Source organism: Streptomyces sp. NPDC006551 (genome assembly GCF_040611675.1).
Lineage (GTDB): Bacteria > Actinomycetota > Actinomycetes > Streptomycetales > Streptomycetaceae > Streptomyces.
Genome location: NZ_JBEXOT010000005.1, coordinates 111114 through 123922 on the forward strand (window position 1 = coordinate 111114; position 12809 = coordinate 123922).

General features: G+C 70.2%; 9 protein-coding genes and 1 pseudogene. 6 read left to right on the forward strand and 4 right to left on the reverse strand.

Annotated elements, in window-relative coordinates; genetic code table 11:
* Positions 1-304: 304 nt before the first annotated feature.
* The 3 genes from ABZY12_RS08025 to ABZY12_RS08035 are packed head-to-tail and all read right to left on the reverse strand — an operon-like array spanning position 305 to position 5726.
* The gene (locus tag ABZY12_RS08025) at positions 305-2539 is read right to left on the reverse strand and encodes a hypothetical protein (protein ID WP_356888340.1); all 2235 of its coding nucleotides are present in this window, start codon (positions 2537-2539) and stop codon (positions 305-307) included.
* A complete protein-coding gene (locus tag ABZY12_RS08030; RefSeq protein WP_356888342.1) occupies positions 2536-4284 on the reverse strand; it encodes a hypothetical protein in 1749 nt (582 codons plus the stop codon). The genes ABZY12_RS08025 and ABZY12_RS08030 overlap by 4 nt, the downstream gene beginning before the upstream one ends.
* Positions 4278-5726, reverse strand: a complete 1449-nt coding sequence (locus tag ABZY12_RS08035) for a site-specific integrase (RefSeq protein ID WP_356888344.1) — start codon at positions 5724-5726, stop codon at positions 4278-4280. The genes ABZY12_RS08030 and ABZY12_RS08035 overlap by 7 nt, the downstream gene beginning before the upstream one ends.
* A 95-nt stretch (positions 5727-5821) precedes the next feature.
* Between ABZY12_RS08035 and ABZY12_RS08040 the strand changes: the two are divergent.
* The 3 genes and pseudogenes from ABZY12_RS08040 to ABZY12_RS08050 all read left to right on the forward strand — a co-directional run.
* Positions 5822-5959 (forward strand): annotated as a pseudogene (locus ABZY12_RS08040) (DUF4244 domain-containing protein); the annotation flags it as partial.
* On the forward strand, positions 5946-6302 hold the full coding sequence (locus tag ABZY12_RS08045) for a TadE family type IV pilus minor pilin (protein WP_356888346.1): 357 nt from the start codon (positions 5946-5948) through the stop codon (positions 6300-6302). The pseudogene ABZY12_RS08040 and the gene ABZY12_RS08045, both read left to right, overlap by 14 nt.
* A gap of 14 nt (positions 6303-6316) precedes the next feature.
* The gene (locus ABZY12_RS08050) at positions 6317-6658 is read left to right on the forward strand and encodes an Rv3654c family TadE-like protein (RefSeq protein ID WP_356888348.1); all 342 of its coding nucleotides are present in this window, start codon (positions 6317-6319) and stop codon (positions 6656-6658) included.
* Here ABZY12_RS08050 and ABZY12_RS08055 read toward each other — a convergent pair.
* Positions 6600-9077: a DEAD/DEAH box helicase gene (locus tag ABZY12_RS08055; protein ID WP_356888350.1), complete on the reverse strand. Its 2478-nt coding sequence runs from the start codon at positions 9075-9077 to the stop codon at positions 6600-6602. The two genes, ABZY12_RS08050 and ABZY12_RS08055, sit on opposite strands and share 59 nt — an antisense overlap.
* Before the next feature lie 79 nt (positions 9078-9156).
* On the opposite strand from ABZY12_RS08055, the gene ABZY12_RS08060 reads away from it, so the two are divergent.
* The 3 genes from ABZY12_RS08060 to ABZY12_RS08070 all read left to right on the forward strand — a co-directional run bounded on the left by ABZY12_RS08060 (position 9157) and on the right by ABZY12_RS08070 (position 12752).
* Positions 9157-9510 (forward strand): STAS domain-containing protein, encoded by a 354-nt coding sequence (locus ABZY12_RS08060; protein WP_137988538.1) that lies wholly within the window; start codon positions 9157-9159, stop codon positions 9508-9510.
* Positions 9511-9593: 83 nt separating this feature from the next.
* Complete coding sequence (locus ABZY12_RS08065; RefSeq protein WP_356888352.1) at positions 9594-10052, forward strand: ATP-binding protein; 459 nt, start codon at positions 9594-9596, stop codon at positions 10050-10052.
* Between the two features lie 303 nt (positions 10053-10355).
* Entirely contained in the window at positions 10356-12752 is a 2397-nt protein-coding gene (locus tag ABZY12_RS08070; protein ID WP_356888354.1) for a sodium-translocating pyrophosphatase, read from the forward strand.
* Positions 12753-12809 lie beyond the last annotated feature (57 nt).

Below are 12809 nucleotides of genomic sequence, written 5' to 3' on the forward strand. Positions count from 1 at the left end.
GACCCGTTCCTTGAGCTCTGCGACCTGGGTCTTGAGCCGCTCGATCTGCGCGGCCCGGGGGTCAGGGGCCTCACCCGCCTCGCGCTGGGCCTTCAGACGACGCTCGAACTCTTCGCCTAGATGTTGGTAAGGGCCGGGTCGGGTGGTGCCGTCGCGGTTCTTCTTCGGGTAGAAGCCGGTCCGGGTCACCCCCGCTTCGGCGGCCAGGGTCTTCAGATCGCACTTGCCGCCGGGCGGGAGCTCGCCCCGCAGTAGCCGGTCCATCGCGGCGCGGATCGCTTCCTCGTTGCGGGCCCGGTCCGCTTCACTGATCCGTGGCATGTCCCTGGCCTCCGCTCGGTGTACCGGCCGCCGTCATGATCTCGTCCACCACCCGCTGGGCCCGCTCCACTTCCGGCTCGAGCCGTTTCTTCTCGCCCTTGGGGAAGCGCGGGTTGGCCAGGAAGACCTTGCCGGTGCCGACCTGACTCTGCCAAACAGGCAGGTGACAGGGGTGGTGGGTAGCCTGCGGGCAGCGTGCGGAGTCGCACATCCCGCCCAGCGGCTTCGTCGCGTCCGGGGTGCCCGCCAGCTTCAGGCACAGGGCCTTGTGCGGGTCGCGGAACCAGCAGTAGTTCGCGGTCTGCAGGTGCAGGTGCTTGGACTGCTGCCGCAGCAGGTTTTCCAGCCGCCGCTCGGCCTCCATCACCGCCGCAGTGCCCGGCTCGTGTTCCTTGAGCGCCGCGTCGATGTGCTCGAACGCCTTGATCAGCTCGCGGGCCCCGGGGCCCGCTGGCATGCGGCCCGCGCGGTAGTCCTCGAAGGCCTCCCTCGTGAGCTCCAGGTGGTGCTTCTCCTGTTCCCGTTCCACCTCGGCCAGCAGGTTGCCCTGGGAACCGCCCGGCCGGTTCGCATATCCCTCGGTGGTGACCACGGAGACGTGCTTGAGGTGGATCTTCGCGGCCAGCAGCCCGCCGGGACGGTGGGCCAGCGACAGGGCCAGGGTCCGCCGCAGCATCCGTCCGTTCACCGGCCCGGCCGGGATCGGGGCCAGGCCGAGGCGCTGGCCGGCGGGGCTGTTGACCCACTCCCGCAGTTTCTTGTGCATGACGTCCATGGGCGAGCGGGCGAAGGCCCGATCGCCGTCCCGAGCCTGGTTCAGGCGGGCGGCGAGCTTCACCGCCCGCCAGGCCGGTTCCAGTACCACCCATTCCTCGGCGACGCCGCCGAACTCCTGCCCCTTGATCAGCTTGCTGCCCAGCTTGAAGCGCTGGGTGCCGCCGGAGACGGTGGCCGGCGGCTGCGGGGAGTCGGCCGTCAGCTCGTCCAGTTCCCCGGCCCGCATGCCGCTCAGGGACGCGACCAGGACCCGGCACGCCGCCAGCAGAACGAACTGGAGGCTCCGTAGCTCATCCCCGGTCAACGGCAGCGTCCACGGCACCAGCCGCTGTGAGTCGTCGGCACGGGGCACCCGGGAGGCGTCCCGGCCGAACATGCCCGCGACCCCCACCCTGGCCACCACGGGCTCCAGGAACGGACGGAGATCCTCGACCAGGTGGTCCGCGACCCTCGCGTATCTGGAGCGGGTCGCCTGTCCGAAGAACTCGCCGACATCGACGTGCAGCAGCGGATCGTCGGGCCGCCAGCCCCGCTTGACGCGCCGTGTGACCTGCCGGGCATCGATCGCCAGCAGCTGCACCTGCTCGCTGACGTGCCAGTTGGCGGCGGCCGTGACGGCGGCCCGGTGCTTCGCGGTGACGGCCCGGGGGTTCTGACCGCCCTTGTTCGCGCGGAACTCCAGCAGACGCTCGAACTCCTCGGCCACCAGCGGCCCGAGCGTCTCCACCAAATACAGAGCCGCGGCCACCGAGGGCTGAAACACCTCCTCCGCCACCGGCGGGGTCTGCGACACGGCATAGGTTTCCCAGCCCGCGACCTCGCTGATCGTGTGCCCCTCCCACGGCGTGAACCCGGGCCGGTAGGCGTCCACCGTGAACAGCTCGCGGTAGGTGGCCAGGTCCACGACCGGCCGCAGGATCGTCAGCATGGTGCCCGGCGTGATCGGCCCGCTGCCCTGCCGGCGCTTGCGGCTCCGGACCGATCGGATCTGCCGGTACACCTCGCAGTGCTCCTGCATCACCTCGCCGAGTGAGGCCATGCCCTGCTCGGTCACGAAGTTCATCCACCGCACCAGCTGCACACAGAAGTTGAATGCGGACTCCGGCTTGTACGGCTCCCGCCGGGCCTCCGGGAGAGCCAGGACACGCTCGTGATCAGGCACGACCAACGCGAAGATGTACTCCTTGGCGGTCAGCCGCAGGGCCGGGTTAATGATGCCGGTGAAGTCCAGACGCTTGACGTTGCTCCGCACCCCCTTGGGGAACTTCACTCCTGACAGGTCCCAGAAGTCCTCGTCGAACACGGGACGCGGGCCGTCCGGCCACATGTCCCATCCGGCCTTGCGGCATACGTCCAGTCCCGCGAACGGGGACTTCATGGCCCACTGGCGGGGGATGGGACCAGCGGGGCTCTCGACCACCAGGGCGGTAGCGCGGGTCACTGGGTTCCTTCCTCAGGCCGAAGCGGCAGCTCGGAGTCGATGTCGTCCACCTCGCCGGCCGCCTTCTCGAGCAGGCGGGCGTCGAAGCGGGGGAGGATGTCGTGGTCGAGGCGGTCGGCGTAGGGGCCGAACACCGCGAGGAACTGCTGCACGGTGAGCTGCCGTGACTGACGGGCGAAGTAGGCCTTCAGCCGCAGCAGATTCGGTGCATGCCGGGGTGTGAAGACCGCCAGCGGGCACAGAAGGCACACCCAGGGCCGGGCCGGACAGGGCTTGCCCTTGGGGCCGTGGAGCCCAGCGAGCTGGTTGGCGCACGCCGCGGTGAACACGTCCATCTCGCCGCCCAGCAGCTCGGCCATGGCCTCGGCGTCCAGGCCCAGGCGGGCGGCCTGCTCGGGCTGCTCGGTGACGAACTCGGCGGCCTCCTCGTCGCTCAACACGATGGGCGGGCGGCTGCGCCTCAGGATGTCGGCCTGGGCGTCCTCGATGATGGCCTCCACCGACTCGGCCTGGGCTGGCGTCGTAGTCGAGACGTAGTGGCTGCCCTCCACCGCGGCTGTGTGATTCGGGTCGATCTTCGTTCGGCCGGTCCAGCCCCGACGGGCCAGGACGTTGTGGTACGTCGTGCGGATCCGCGCCGAGTGCAACAGCAGCGGCTCTCCTGCGTCCGTACGCAGATCGAGCTCCTTCGCCAGTCGGCGCCGGGCCTTGTTCCCGCTCTTAGGGGCGGCCCGGGTGGACAGCGTCGACAGCTGGGACTTCGCGCCGTCCGTGTTGCGGTACTCGGTGTCCAGGAAGACGAACAAGTCGCCGGCTATCGACTTTGGAGCCAGTTGTCGCACCGGCTCCGACACTTCCAGCCAGCGCTCCAGCAGCCGCACGGCCCGAGCCGGAAGGTTCACCGATTCCGGGCCGCGGCGCCCCTTGACGTAGTCCATCAGGACCGTGCGGTCCCCGGTCCACGTGAAATCGTCCAGCCCCAGATCGCGGATACCGTCCGGGACGACGCCGCTGTAGACGCCGAACAGAAGACGCATGGCCGTCGCCACCTGTACTGGCGGGTACATCGCACTCCGCACGTCCCGGTACTGGCCGCCGATGCCGTCGCGGAAGTAGTCGACGGTCAGCCCCATCATCCTGGTGGCGTCAGCGACCTTCAGCGGGCCGTGCTCGCGGAGCAGCCACGCGAAGTTCTGCCGGTTTCGGCCGAGATTGGAGCTGTCAGGACCGAGCACGGCCAGGTCAAGGACCTCGCGCTGACGAGCCATGGCCTGCTGCAGATAGTCCCGGAGCCCGGCCTCGATCTGCCGCCACTCGCCGTCCGTGTACGGCTTCAGAGGCTTGCCTCGTGGGCGGCCTTTGACGGCCTTCCCATCCAGGTAGGCCCGAATGCCGGCATCCACGCGGTCCCCGCAGCCGGCCAACAGGCGCCGGGTGTGGAAGACGCGCCTGCCCCCGACGGACATCCAGTACGACAGGACGTGGCTCGCTCGCAGATCCGCCAGGCCCCCGTGAAAGCCCATCGCGGCCAGCTCCGCGATCATCCGGCGGATCGTCGACGTGTACGTGACCGCACTCTGACGTGCGGCGATGCGCCCCAGAGGGTGCACCATCTGGACCAGGCCATGGGCGAGGTCCTCCGCCAGCCTGTCGTTGGCCGTGGCGCTCAAGTCACCCGTCCAGGCGGGGTCGTTGGGGAACGTAAACTCGATGCGCAGCGGGTCGTATTCGACACGGGTCACCATGCCGGATCCTCCTCGTCAGCGAACTCGGCGTCGGCTTCCGCAGCGGCCTGGCCGCTGTACTTGCCCGCCTCGTCGTAGAGCTCGCGGTAGATCCGCTGCACGTCCAGGCGCTGGATATAAATCTCCGTGGTGGTCACGCTGGAATGCCCGAGCAAATCTCGCAGCACCATCAGTGGGTCCGCCTTCGTCAGGTACAGAGACAGCGCGGCGTCCTCATCTGCGTCCGCTACCAGGGCAGCCGCCCGCTGGTAGTGGCCCTTGACCAGCCTCTCCAGCGTCGCCATCGCGAACGTGTGGCGCAGGATGTGGGGGCCAACCGTGGGGAACCGCGGCTCGAAGTCCCGCCGGATGCGCTCCGAGGTCCGCCGGAAGACCGTTGCCCAGTCGGTGAAAGGCGTGCCGTCCGACTGCACCGCGATGATCGCGGGCGTGCCCTCGGGCGTCACCAGCCGCAGCCGTTCATTCAAGGTCAGCTTGCGCCAGGAGACCCGGCGGCCGTTGACCCTCCCGCCCTCCCAGTCCGGCGCGGTGATCACCAGCGGCTCGCCCAGGCGCGGATCGGGCCGGTACTGGCGGCCCTCCGTCAGCATTGCGCGGTCCAGCTCGATGTACTGGTGCACATCGGTCAAGGCGTCATAGCTGACCCACGTCTCCCGGGGTTTCTTGCCCTTGGTGATCTGCGCGGCCAGCGGGAACCGGATCGGAACCGCGCTGCTGCGGGCCGGAAGAGCAGGCAGTTCGTACGTCAGCAAGTGCGTGAACTCCTGGGCCCGCAGACCGCTTGAGGGCACCAAGGAGCCCATCGCGGCGTTGCGCCCCAGGTGACGGCCGCGGAACGAGTCCGGCTCCCCGTCCGGGCGCAGGCCAGCCAGGGCCCGCACGAACAGCTCAAGGAAGTCGCGCTCCAGATACTTCACCGTCACGTGCGGCTTCGCGCGCCGCACCGTAGCCGTGTTCCGCCGCGCGAGCTGCACGCCGGCCTCGGTGTACCGCCGGACCATCTGGTACGTGAACGGCACAGCGGGGCAAAGGCCCTCATCGTCAGCCCACGCGTAGAAGCGGGCCACGGTATTGATGTTCTGGTCCCACGTGCCCTCGTCCCAGCGGGCCTCCAGCGGTCCCGCGAACCGGTACTCCGAGAACGCACTCAAAGCGTCCCGCAAGGGCTGCCGCTCCCCGAAAGGATCCACGCCGATCCTGGCCAGGAACTCCAGCCAGCACCGCAGAGCCTGCGCGTAGTTCTTCCAGGTCCTATGCGATCGCGCCCCGTTGAGAGGGAGTTCGCGCAGCCATCGGTTGGCCGCCACCGTGGGCCGGGGTACACCGTCGTCCTCGAAGGCCAGATCTTCGTCGATCAGGATCGGCATGCCTTCGGGGATCATCGGCTGCCGCCCAATTCCCCAGCTCTCCCAGCCTGTTCGGCTGTAGAAGATCAGATACATGCTGCACAACGTATGAATGAGACGGGAAAGAGTGCAAGAGACATCCAAACTTCAATTGATCTTGGGTCTGCCTAAAGAGACACAAGAACTAAGCCGGGACTACGTCCGAGTACGCGATGGGGACGATCGCCGCCGCGGCCTTCGCCGCCGTGCTGTACAAGATCGTGACCAGTGGGACGGTGTCGGCGGCCCTGGAATCGGTGATCGGGAAGGCTCTCGATGCGCCGTTCTGACCGGGGCTCCGTGACCGTGGAGGCGGCGATGGCCCTGCCCGCCCTGGTGGTGTTCACCATGGCCCTGGTCTGGGCGCTCGCGGCGGCCGCCGCACAGATCCAGTGTGTGGACGCCGCGCGGGCCGGGGCCAGGGTGGCGGCCCGGTCGGAACCGGTGGCGGCGGCCGAGGCGGCCGCCAGGGCGGCCGCGCCCGAAGACGCCATGGTCTCGGTGGAGCGTGCGGGCGAGATGTGGCGGGTGACCGTGCGGGCCCCGGCTCCGGGGCCGGGCGGGATGGGCCTCACCCTGCGCGCCGGGGCGGCCGCGCTCGCCGAGGACGGCATGGGGGCGGCCGCGTCATGAGGAGCGACCGGGGGATGGCGACCGTGTGGACAGCATTCGCGGCCTGCGTGCTGTGTGTGGTGTTCGGGGCCGTGCTGGCCCTGGGGCAGGCGGTGGTGGCCCGGCACCGGGCGGGCGGCGCCGCCGACATGGCGGCCCTCGCCGCGGCCGACCGTGCTCTGTGGGGCGAGGAGACCGCCTGCGCCGCGGCCGCCCGCGTGGCGGAGGCACAGGGCGCCGCCGTCGCGCGGTGCTCGGTGCGGGGCGACATCGCCGATGTGACGGCGATGGTGCGCCTGGGCCCGTACTCACCGGCGGTCAGGGCGCGGGCGGGGCCTCCTCAGGCGTTGCCGGGGCTTCCCGCAACAGTTCCGTGAGGAGCCGTACGGCGCCGCGTTTGTGGAGCGGATCGTTGCCGTTGCCGCACTTCGGGGACTGGATGCAGGAGGGGCAGCCCGCCTCGCACTCGCAGGAGGCGATCGCCTCGCGGGTGGCGGTCAGCCACGCGCGGGCCGTGTGGAAGGCCCGCTCGGCGAAGCCGGCGCCGCCCGGGTGGCCGTCGTAGACGAAGACGGTGGGCAGCAGGGTGTCGGGGTGGAGCGGGACGGAGACCCCGCCGATGTCCCAGCGGTCGCAGGTGGCGAAGAGCGGCAGCATGCCGATGGAGGCGTGCTCGGCGGCGTGCAGGGCGCCTCCGAGGATCTCCGGGTTGATCCGGGCGGCGTCCAGCTGGTCCTCGGTGACCGTCCACCACACGGCGCGGGTGCGCAGGGTGCGGGGAGGCAGGTCGAGCTTGGTCTCCCCGAGCACCTCGCCGGTGATCAGGCGGCGGCGGAGGAAGGAGACGACCTGGTTGGTGACCTCGACGGAGCCGTAGCAGAGCCGGCCGGCCCCCCAGGGGATCTCGGTGTCGGTCTCCAGGACGGAGATGGTGGTGGTGTCCCGGGCGGTGGTGGAGTACGGCGGGCTCGCCTCCTCGACCAGGGCGACGGAATCCTTCAGGTCCAGGTGCTTCACCAGATAGGTGCGGCCCTGGTGGAGGTGGACCGCGCCGTCGTGGACGGCGGTGTGGGAGGCGGCCTCGTCGACCGTGCCGAGGAGGCGGCCGGTGGCGGCCTCGACGATCTGCACCGGGCTGCCGCCCCCACCGCGGATGTCGGTCAGGTCGGCGGCCCGCTCCCGGCGGGTCCAGAACCAGCCGCTGGAGCGCCGGCGCAGCAGTCCGGCGGCCTCGAGCTGGGGCAGAAGATCGGGGACGGCCGGCCCGAAGAGGGCCAGGTCGGATTCCGTCAGCGGGAGCTCCGCGGCGGCGGCGCACAGATGGGGGGCGAGCACGTAGGGGTTGTCCGGGTCCAGAACGGTCGACTCGACCGGCTGCTGGAAGAGCGCCTCGGGATGGTGGACCAGGAAGGTGTCCAGCGGGTCGTCGCGGGCGACCAGGATCGCCAGGGCCCCCTCGCCGGAGCGGCCCGCCCGGCCGGCCTGCTGCCACAGGGAGGCGCGGGTGCCCGGGTAGCCGGCGATCACGACGGCGTCCAGGCCGGAGACGTCCACGCCCAGCTCCAGGGCGGTCGTGGCGGCCAGGCCGAGGAGCTCGCCGGAGTGCAGGGCCCGCTCCAGGGCACGGCGCTCCTCGGGCAGATAGCCGCCCCGGTAGGCGGCCACCCGGCGGGACAGGGCGCGGTCGACCTGGGCGAGCCGTTCCTGGGCGATGACCGAGATCAGCTCGGCGCCGCGCCGGGAGCGGACGAAGGCGACGGAGCGGACGCCCTGCACGGCCAGATCGGTCAGCAGGTCGGCCGTCTCGGCGGTGGCCGTGCGGCGCACCGGGGCGCCCTGCTCGCCGTGGAGCTCGGTCAGCGGCGGCTCCCAGAGCGCGAAGACCAGCTCGCCGCGCGGGGAGGCGTCGTCGGAGACCTCAGAGACCGGCAGGCCGGTCAGCCGGCCCGCCGCGAGGGCGGGCTCGGCGGAGGTGGCGGAGGCGAGGAGGAAGACGGGGTTCGCGCCGTACCGGGCGCAGACGCGGCGCAGCCGGCGCAGCACCTGGGCGACATGGGAGCCGAAGACGCCACGGTAGGTGTGGCACTCGTCGATCACGACATAGCGCAGGGAGCGCAGGAAGGAGGACCACCGGGGGTGGGAGGGCAATATGCCGCGGTGCAGCATGTCGGGATTGGTCAGCACGTAGTTGGCGTACTGACGGACCCACTCGCGTTCCTCGACCGGCGTGTCGCCGTCGTAGACAGCGGGCCGGATCCGGTTGCCGAGCGGGGCGGCCAGCTCCCGTACGGCCCGCCGCTGGTCGGCCGCGAGAGCCTTGGTGGGGGCGAGGTACAGGGCGGTGGTGCCCCTGCCGTTGGCCGCCTCCGAGCCGTCCAGGAGCGTGGAGAGGACCGGGGCGAGGTAGGCCAGCGACTTGCCCGAGGCCGTGCCGGTGGCGATCACCACGGATTCGCCGTCCAGGGCGCGCTCGGCGGCCTCTGCCTGGTGGGCCCAGGGGTGCTCGATTCCGGCCGACCGGATCGCGCTGATCACTTCCGTACGGATGCGATGCGGCCAGACGGCATGCCGACCCGCCCGGGCGGGCAAGTGCTCCGTATGAGTGATGCGCGCGGCCCGGCTCTCGCCCTGTGTGAGCCGGTCGAGGACCACGCTGGGGGACGGGCGGTTGCCCGTGCTTCCGGCGGGTCCACTGGGGCGGTGATTCTTGGCCATCGGCACCGAGTGTGTCACTGGCATGACGGACAATGCTCCCAAGGCGTCGTGCATGGCTGCTGGTAAGTGATTGAATGCCATCGCGGCTGGCGATCCGTCCCCCGACTCCGCCCGGGAGACCCGAGGGGCGACCGCCCGATAGCAAGGTGCTGGAGGATCCGTGGACCTGTCCCTGTCGACTCGCAATGTGTCCGGCCCGAGCGGCGACCGTACGGTCGTCGAGGTCGGTGGCGAGATTGATGTGTATACCGCGCCCAAGCTGCGCGAGCAGTTGGTCGAGTTGGTGAACGACGGCAGTTACCACCTGGTCGTCGACATGGAGGGCGTGGACTTCCTCGACTCGACCGGTCTCGGCGTGCTCGTGGGTGGCCTCAAGCGCGTGCGCGCGCACGAGGGCTCGCTGCGCCTGGTCTGCAACCAGGAGCGCATTCTCAAGATTTTCCGGATCACCGGTCTGACCAAGGTGTTCCCCATCCACACCACGGTCGACGAGGCCGTCAACGCCACCGACTGAGGTCGGAAGAAGGTCGAGGAGAGCCGGGCCGGCCAGGCCCGGTCCTCCGAGTTGCCCGCCCATCCTTCTCTGAGGAGGACCGCATGGCCACCGTCGAACTCCGCTTCAGCGCCCAGCCCGAGCACGTCCGCACGGCCCGCCTGGTGGCGGCCGCTGTGGCGCGCCGGGCCGGGGTCGACGAGGCGGTGCTCGACGAGGTCAGACTCGCCGTCGGCGAGGCGTGTTCCCGGGCGGTCGGGCTGCACCGCAGCCATGGTGTGACCACCCCGGTCCGGGTCGTGCTGACCGAGGAGGAGAAGACGTTCTCCATCGAGGTCGGCGACGAGGTGCCGGGCGCGGGGGTGGCGGCGGCCGATGCCGTCGGTGTCCCCGGCGCGCGGTCCGCGGCGCCGGCCGAGGAGTTCGACGACGTGGACGGCGAGGACGAGATGGGTCTCGCGGTGATCCGCGGGCTCGTCGACGACGTCGAGGTGAGCGCCGGCGAGGAAGGCGGAGTCCTCCGCATGACCTGGCCGACGACCCCGGCGGCCGTCATCCCCTGACGCGGCCCGTCAGAACCTGACGCGACCCGCCACAACATGACACGACCTGTCGTGACCCGACACGTCCTGACGGGGACCCCGACACGACCCAGACGTGACGGAAAACGATAAGAGGCCCTGCCGAGCAGGGCCTCTTATCATTTCTCTAGATCATGGATCATGTGTCAATGCTTTTGCCCCATTACTGCTTCCGGTGGGGAAGAGTGAGACAATGGGGAATTCCATTTGCGGCGCCCTGTTTTGATCAGGTTCCGCTCCCTACAATCCGTCCACATCTTGAGCTCGCAACGTCAAGGAGGACGAATGGCGGGGCTCTTCAACCCAGAACTGGCCGGACACCCCACTTCTCTCGCCGCCGCGGTACTCACCGACGGAAACCGGACGATCGTGATCGTCATCGCGGCCGTCGCGGTCGCGGCCCTGCTCGTCGCCCAGCTGCTGGTCCGTCAGGTGCTCGCGGCCGGACAGGGCACCGACGCGATGAAGAAGATCGCGGCCGCCGTGCAGGAGGGCGCGAATGCCTATCTCGCCCGGCAGTTGCGCACTCTGGCGATCTTCGCCGTCGTCGTGTTCTTCCTGCTGATGCTGCTTCCGGCCGACACCTGGTCGCAGCGCGCCGGGCGTTCCCTCTTCTTCCTGGTGGGTGCGCTTTTCTCGGCTGCCACCGGATACATCGGCATGCGGCTCGCCGTACGGGCGAATGTGCGGGTGGCCGCCGCCGCACGGGAGGCGACCCCCGCGCCCGGCGAACCGGAAAAGGATCTGACGACCGTCTCGCACAAAGCCATGAAGATCGCTTTCCGTACGGGCGGAGTGGTCGGCATGTTCACCGTCGGCCTCGGCCTGCTCGGTGCGTCCTGTGTCGTCCTCGTCTACGCCGCCGATGCCCCCAAGGTCCTGGAGGGCTTCGGTCTGGGCGCGGCGCTCATCGCCATGTTCATGCGTGTCGGCGGCGGCATCTTCACCAAGGCCGCCGACGTCGGCGCCGACCTGGTGGGCAAGGTCGAGCAGGGCATCCCGGAGGACGACCCGCGCAACGCCGCCACCATCGCGGACAACGTGGGCGACAACGTCGGCGACTGCGCAGGCATGGCCGCCGACCTCTTCGAGTCGTACGCGGTGACGCTCGTCGCCGCGCTCATCCTCGGCAAGGCGGCCTTCGGCGACGTCGGCCTCGCCTTCCCCCTGATCGTGCCGGCGATCGGCGTGGTCACCGCGATGATCGGCATCTTCGCGGTCGCCCCGCGGCGCGCCGACCGCAGCGGGATGACCGCCATCAACCGTGGCTTCTTCATCTCCGCGGTGATCTCGCTCGCGCTCGTCGCCATCGCCGTCTACGCCTACCTGCCGTCCTCCTACGCCGACCTCAAGGGCGTCACCGAGCCCGGCGTCCAGGCCCACGCCGGCGACCCGCGGATCCTCGCCCTGGTCGCCGTCGCCATCGGCATCGTCCTCGCCGCGCTGATCCAGCAGCTCACCGGCTACTTCACCGAGACCGGCCGGCGTCCCGTCCGGGACATCGGCAAGTCCTCCCTCACCGGCCCCGCCACCGTCGTCCTCGCCGGCATCGCCATCGGCCTGGAGTCCGCCGTCTACACCGCCCTGCTGATCGGCCTCGGCGTCTACGGCGCGTTCCTCCTCGGCGGCACCTCCATCATGCTGGCCCTTTTCGCCGTCGCCCTCGCCGGTACCGGCCTTCTCACCACCGTCGGCGTGATCGTCGCCATGGACACCTTCGGCCCGGTCTCCGACAACGCCCAGGGCATCGCCGAGATGTCCGGCGACGTCCAGGGCGCGGGCGCGCAGGTCCTCACCGACCTCGACGCCGTCGGCAACACCACCAAGGCGATCACCAAGGGCATCGCCATCGCCACCGCCGTCCTGGCGGCCGCGGCCCTCTTCGGCTCCTACCGCGACGCGATCGCCACGGCGGTCGCCGACGTCGGGGCCAGGGCCACCGAGATGAACCTCACGATGGACATCTCCCAGCCCAACAACCTCTTCGGGCTGATCCTCGGCGCCGCGGTCGTCTTCCTCTTCTCGGGACTCGCGATCAACGCGGTGTCGCGGTCCGCCGGAGCCGTCGTCTACGAGGTGCGGCGGCAGTTCCGCGAACACCCCGGGATCATGGACTACACCGAGAAGCCCGAGTACGGGCGCGTCGTCGACATCTGCACCAAGGACGCGCTGCGCGAACTCGCCACGCCCGGGCTGCTCGCCGTTATGGCACCGATCGCGGTCGGCTTCTCGCTCGGCGTCGGCGCGCTCGGCGCGTATCTCGCCGGAGCCATCGGTACGGGCGCGCTGATGGCTGTCTTCCTCGCCAACTCCGGTGGGGCCTGGGACAACGCCAAAAAGCTCGTCGAGGACGGCCACCACGGCGGCAAGGGCAGCGACGCCCATGCCGCGACCGTCATCGGCGACACCGTCGGCGACCCGTTCAAGGACACCGCCGGCCCGGCGATCAACCCGCTCCTGAAGGTGATGAACCTGGTCGCGCTGCTGATCGCGCCAGCGGTGGTGCAGTTCAGCTTCGGCGTCGACGCGAGCGCCGGACTGCGGGCGTTGATCGCGACCCTCGCGATGGTCGTCATCGTCGGCGCGGTCTACGTCTCGAAGCGGCGGTCGGTGGCCGTGGGTGACGAAGACAACGCCGGCGACCGGACGACCCGGTCACCGGACGCGCCGGTGGCGCCGTAACACCTGGTCAAAGTGGAGGCGGGCGGCGCGGTTTGACGCGCCGTCCGCTTTCCGCGT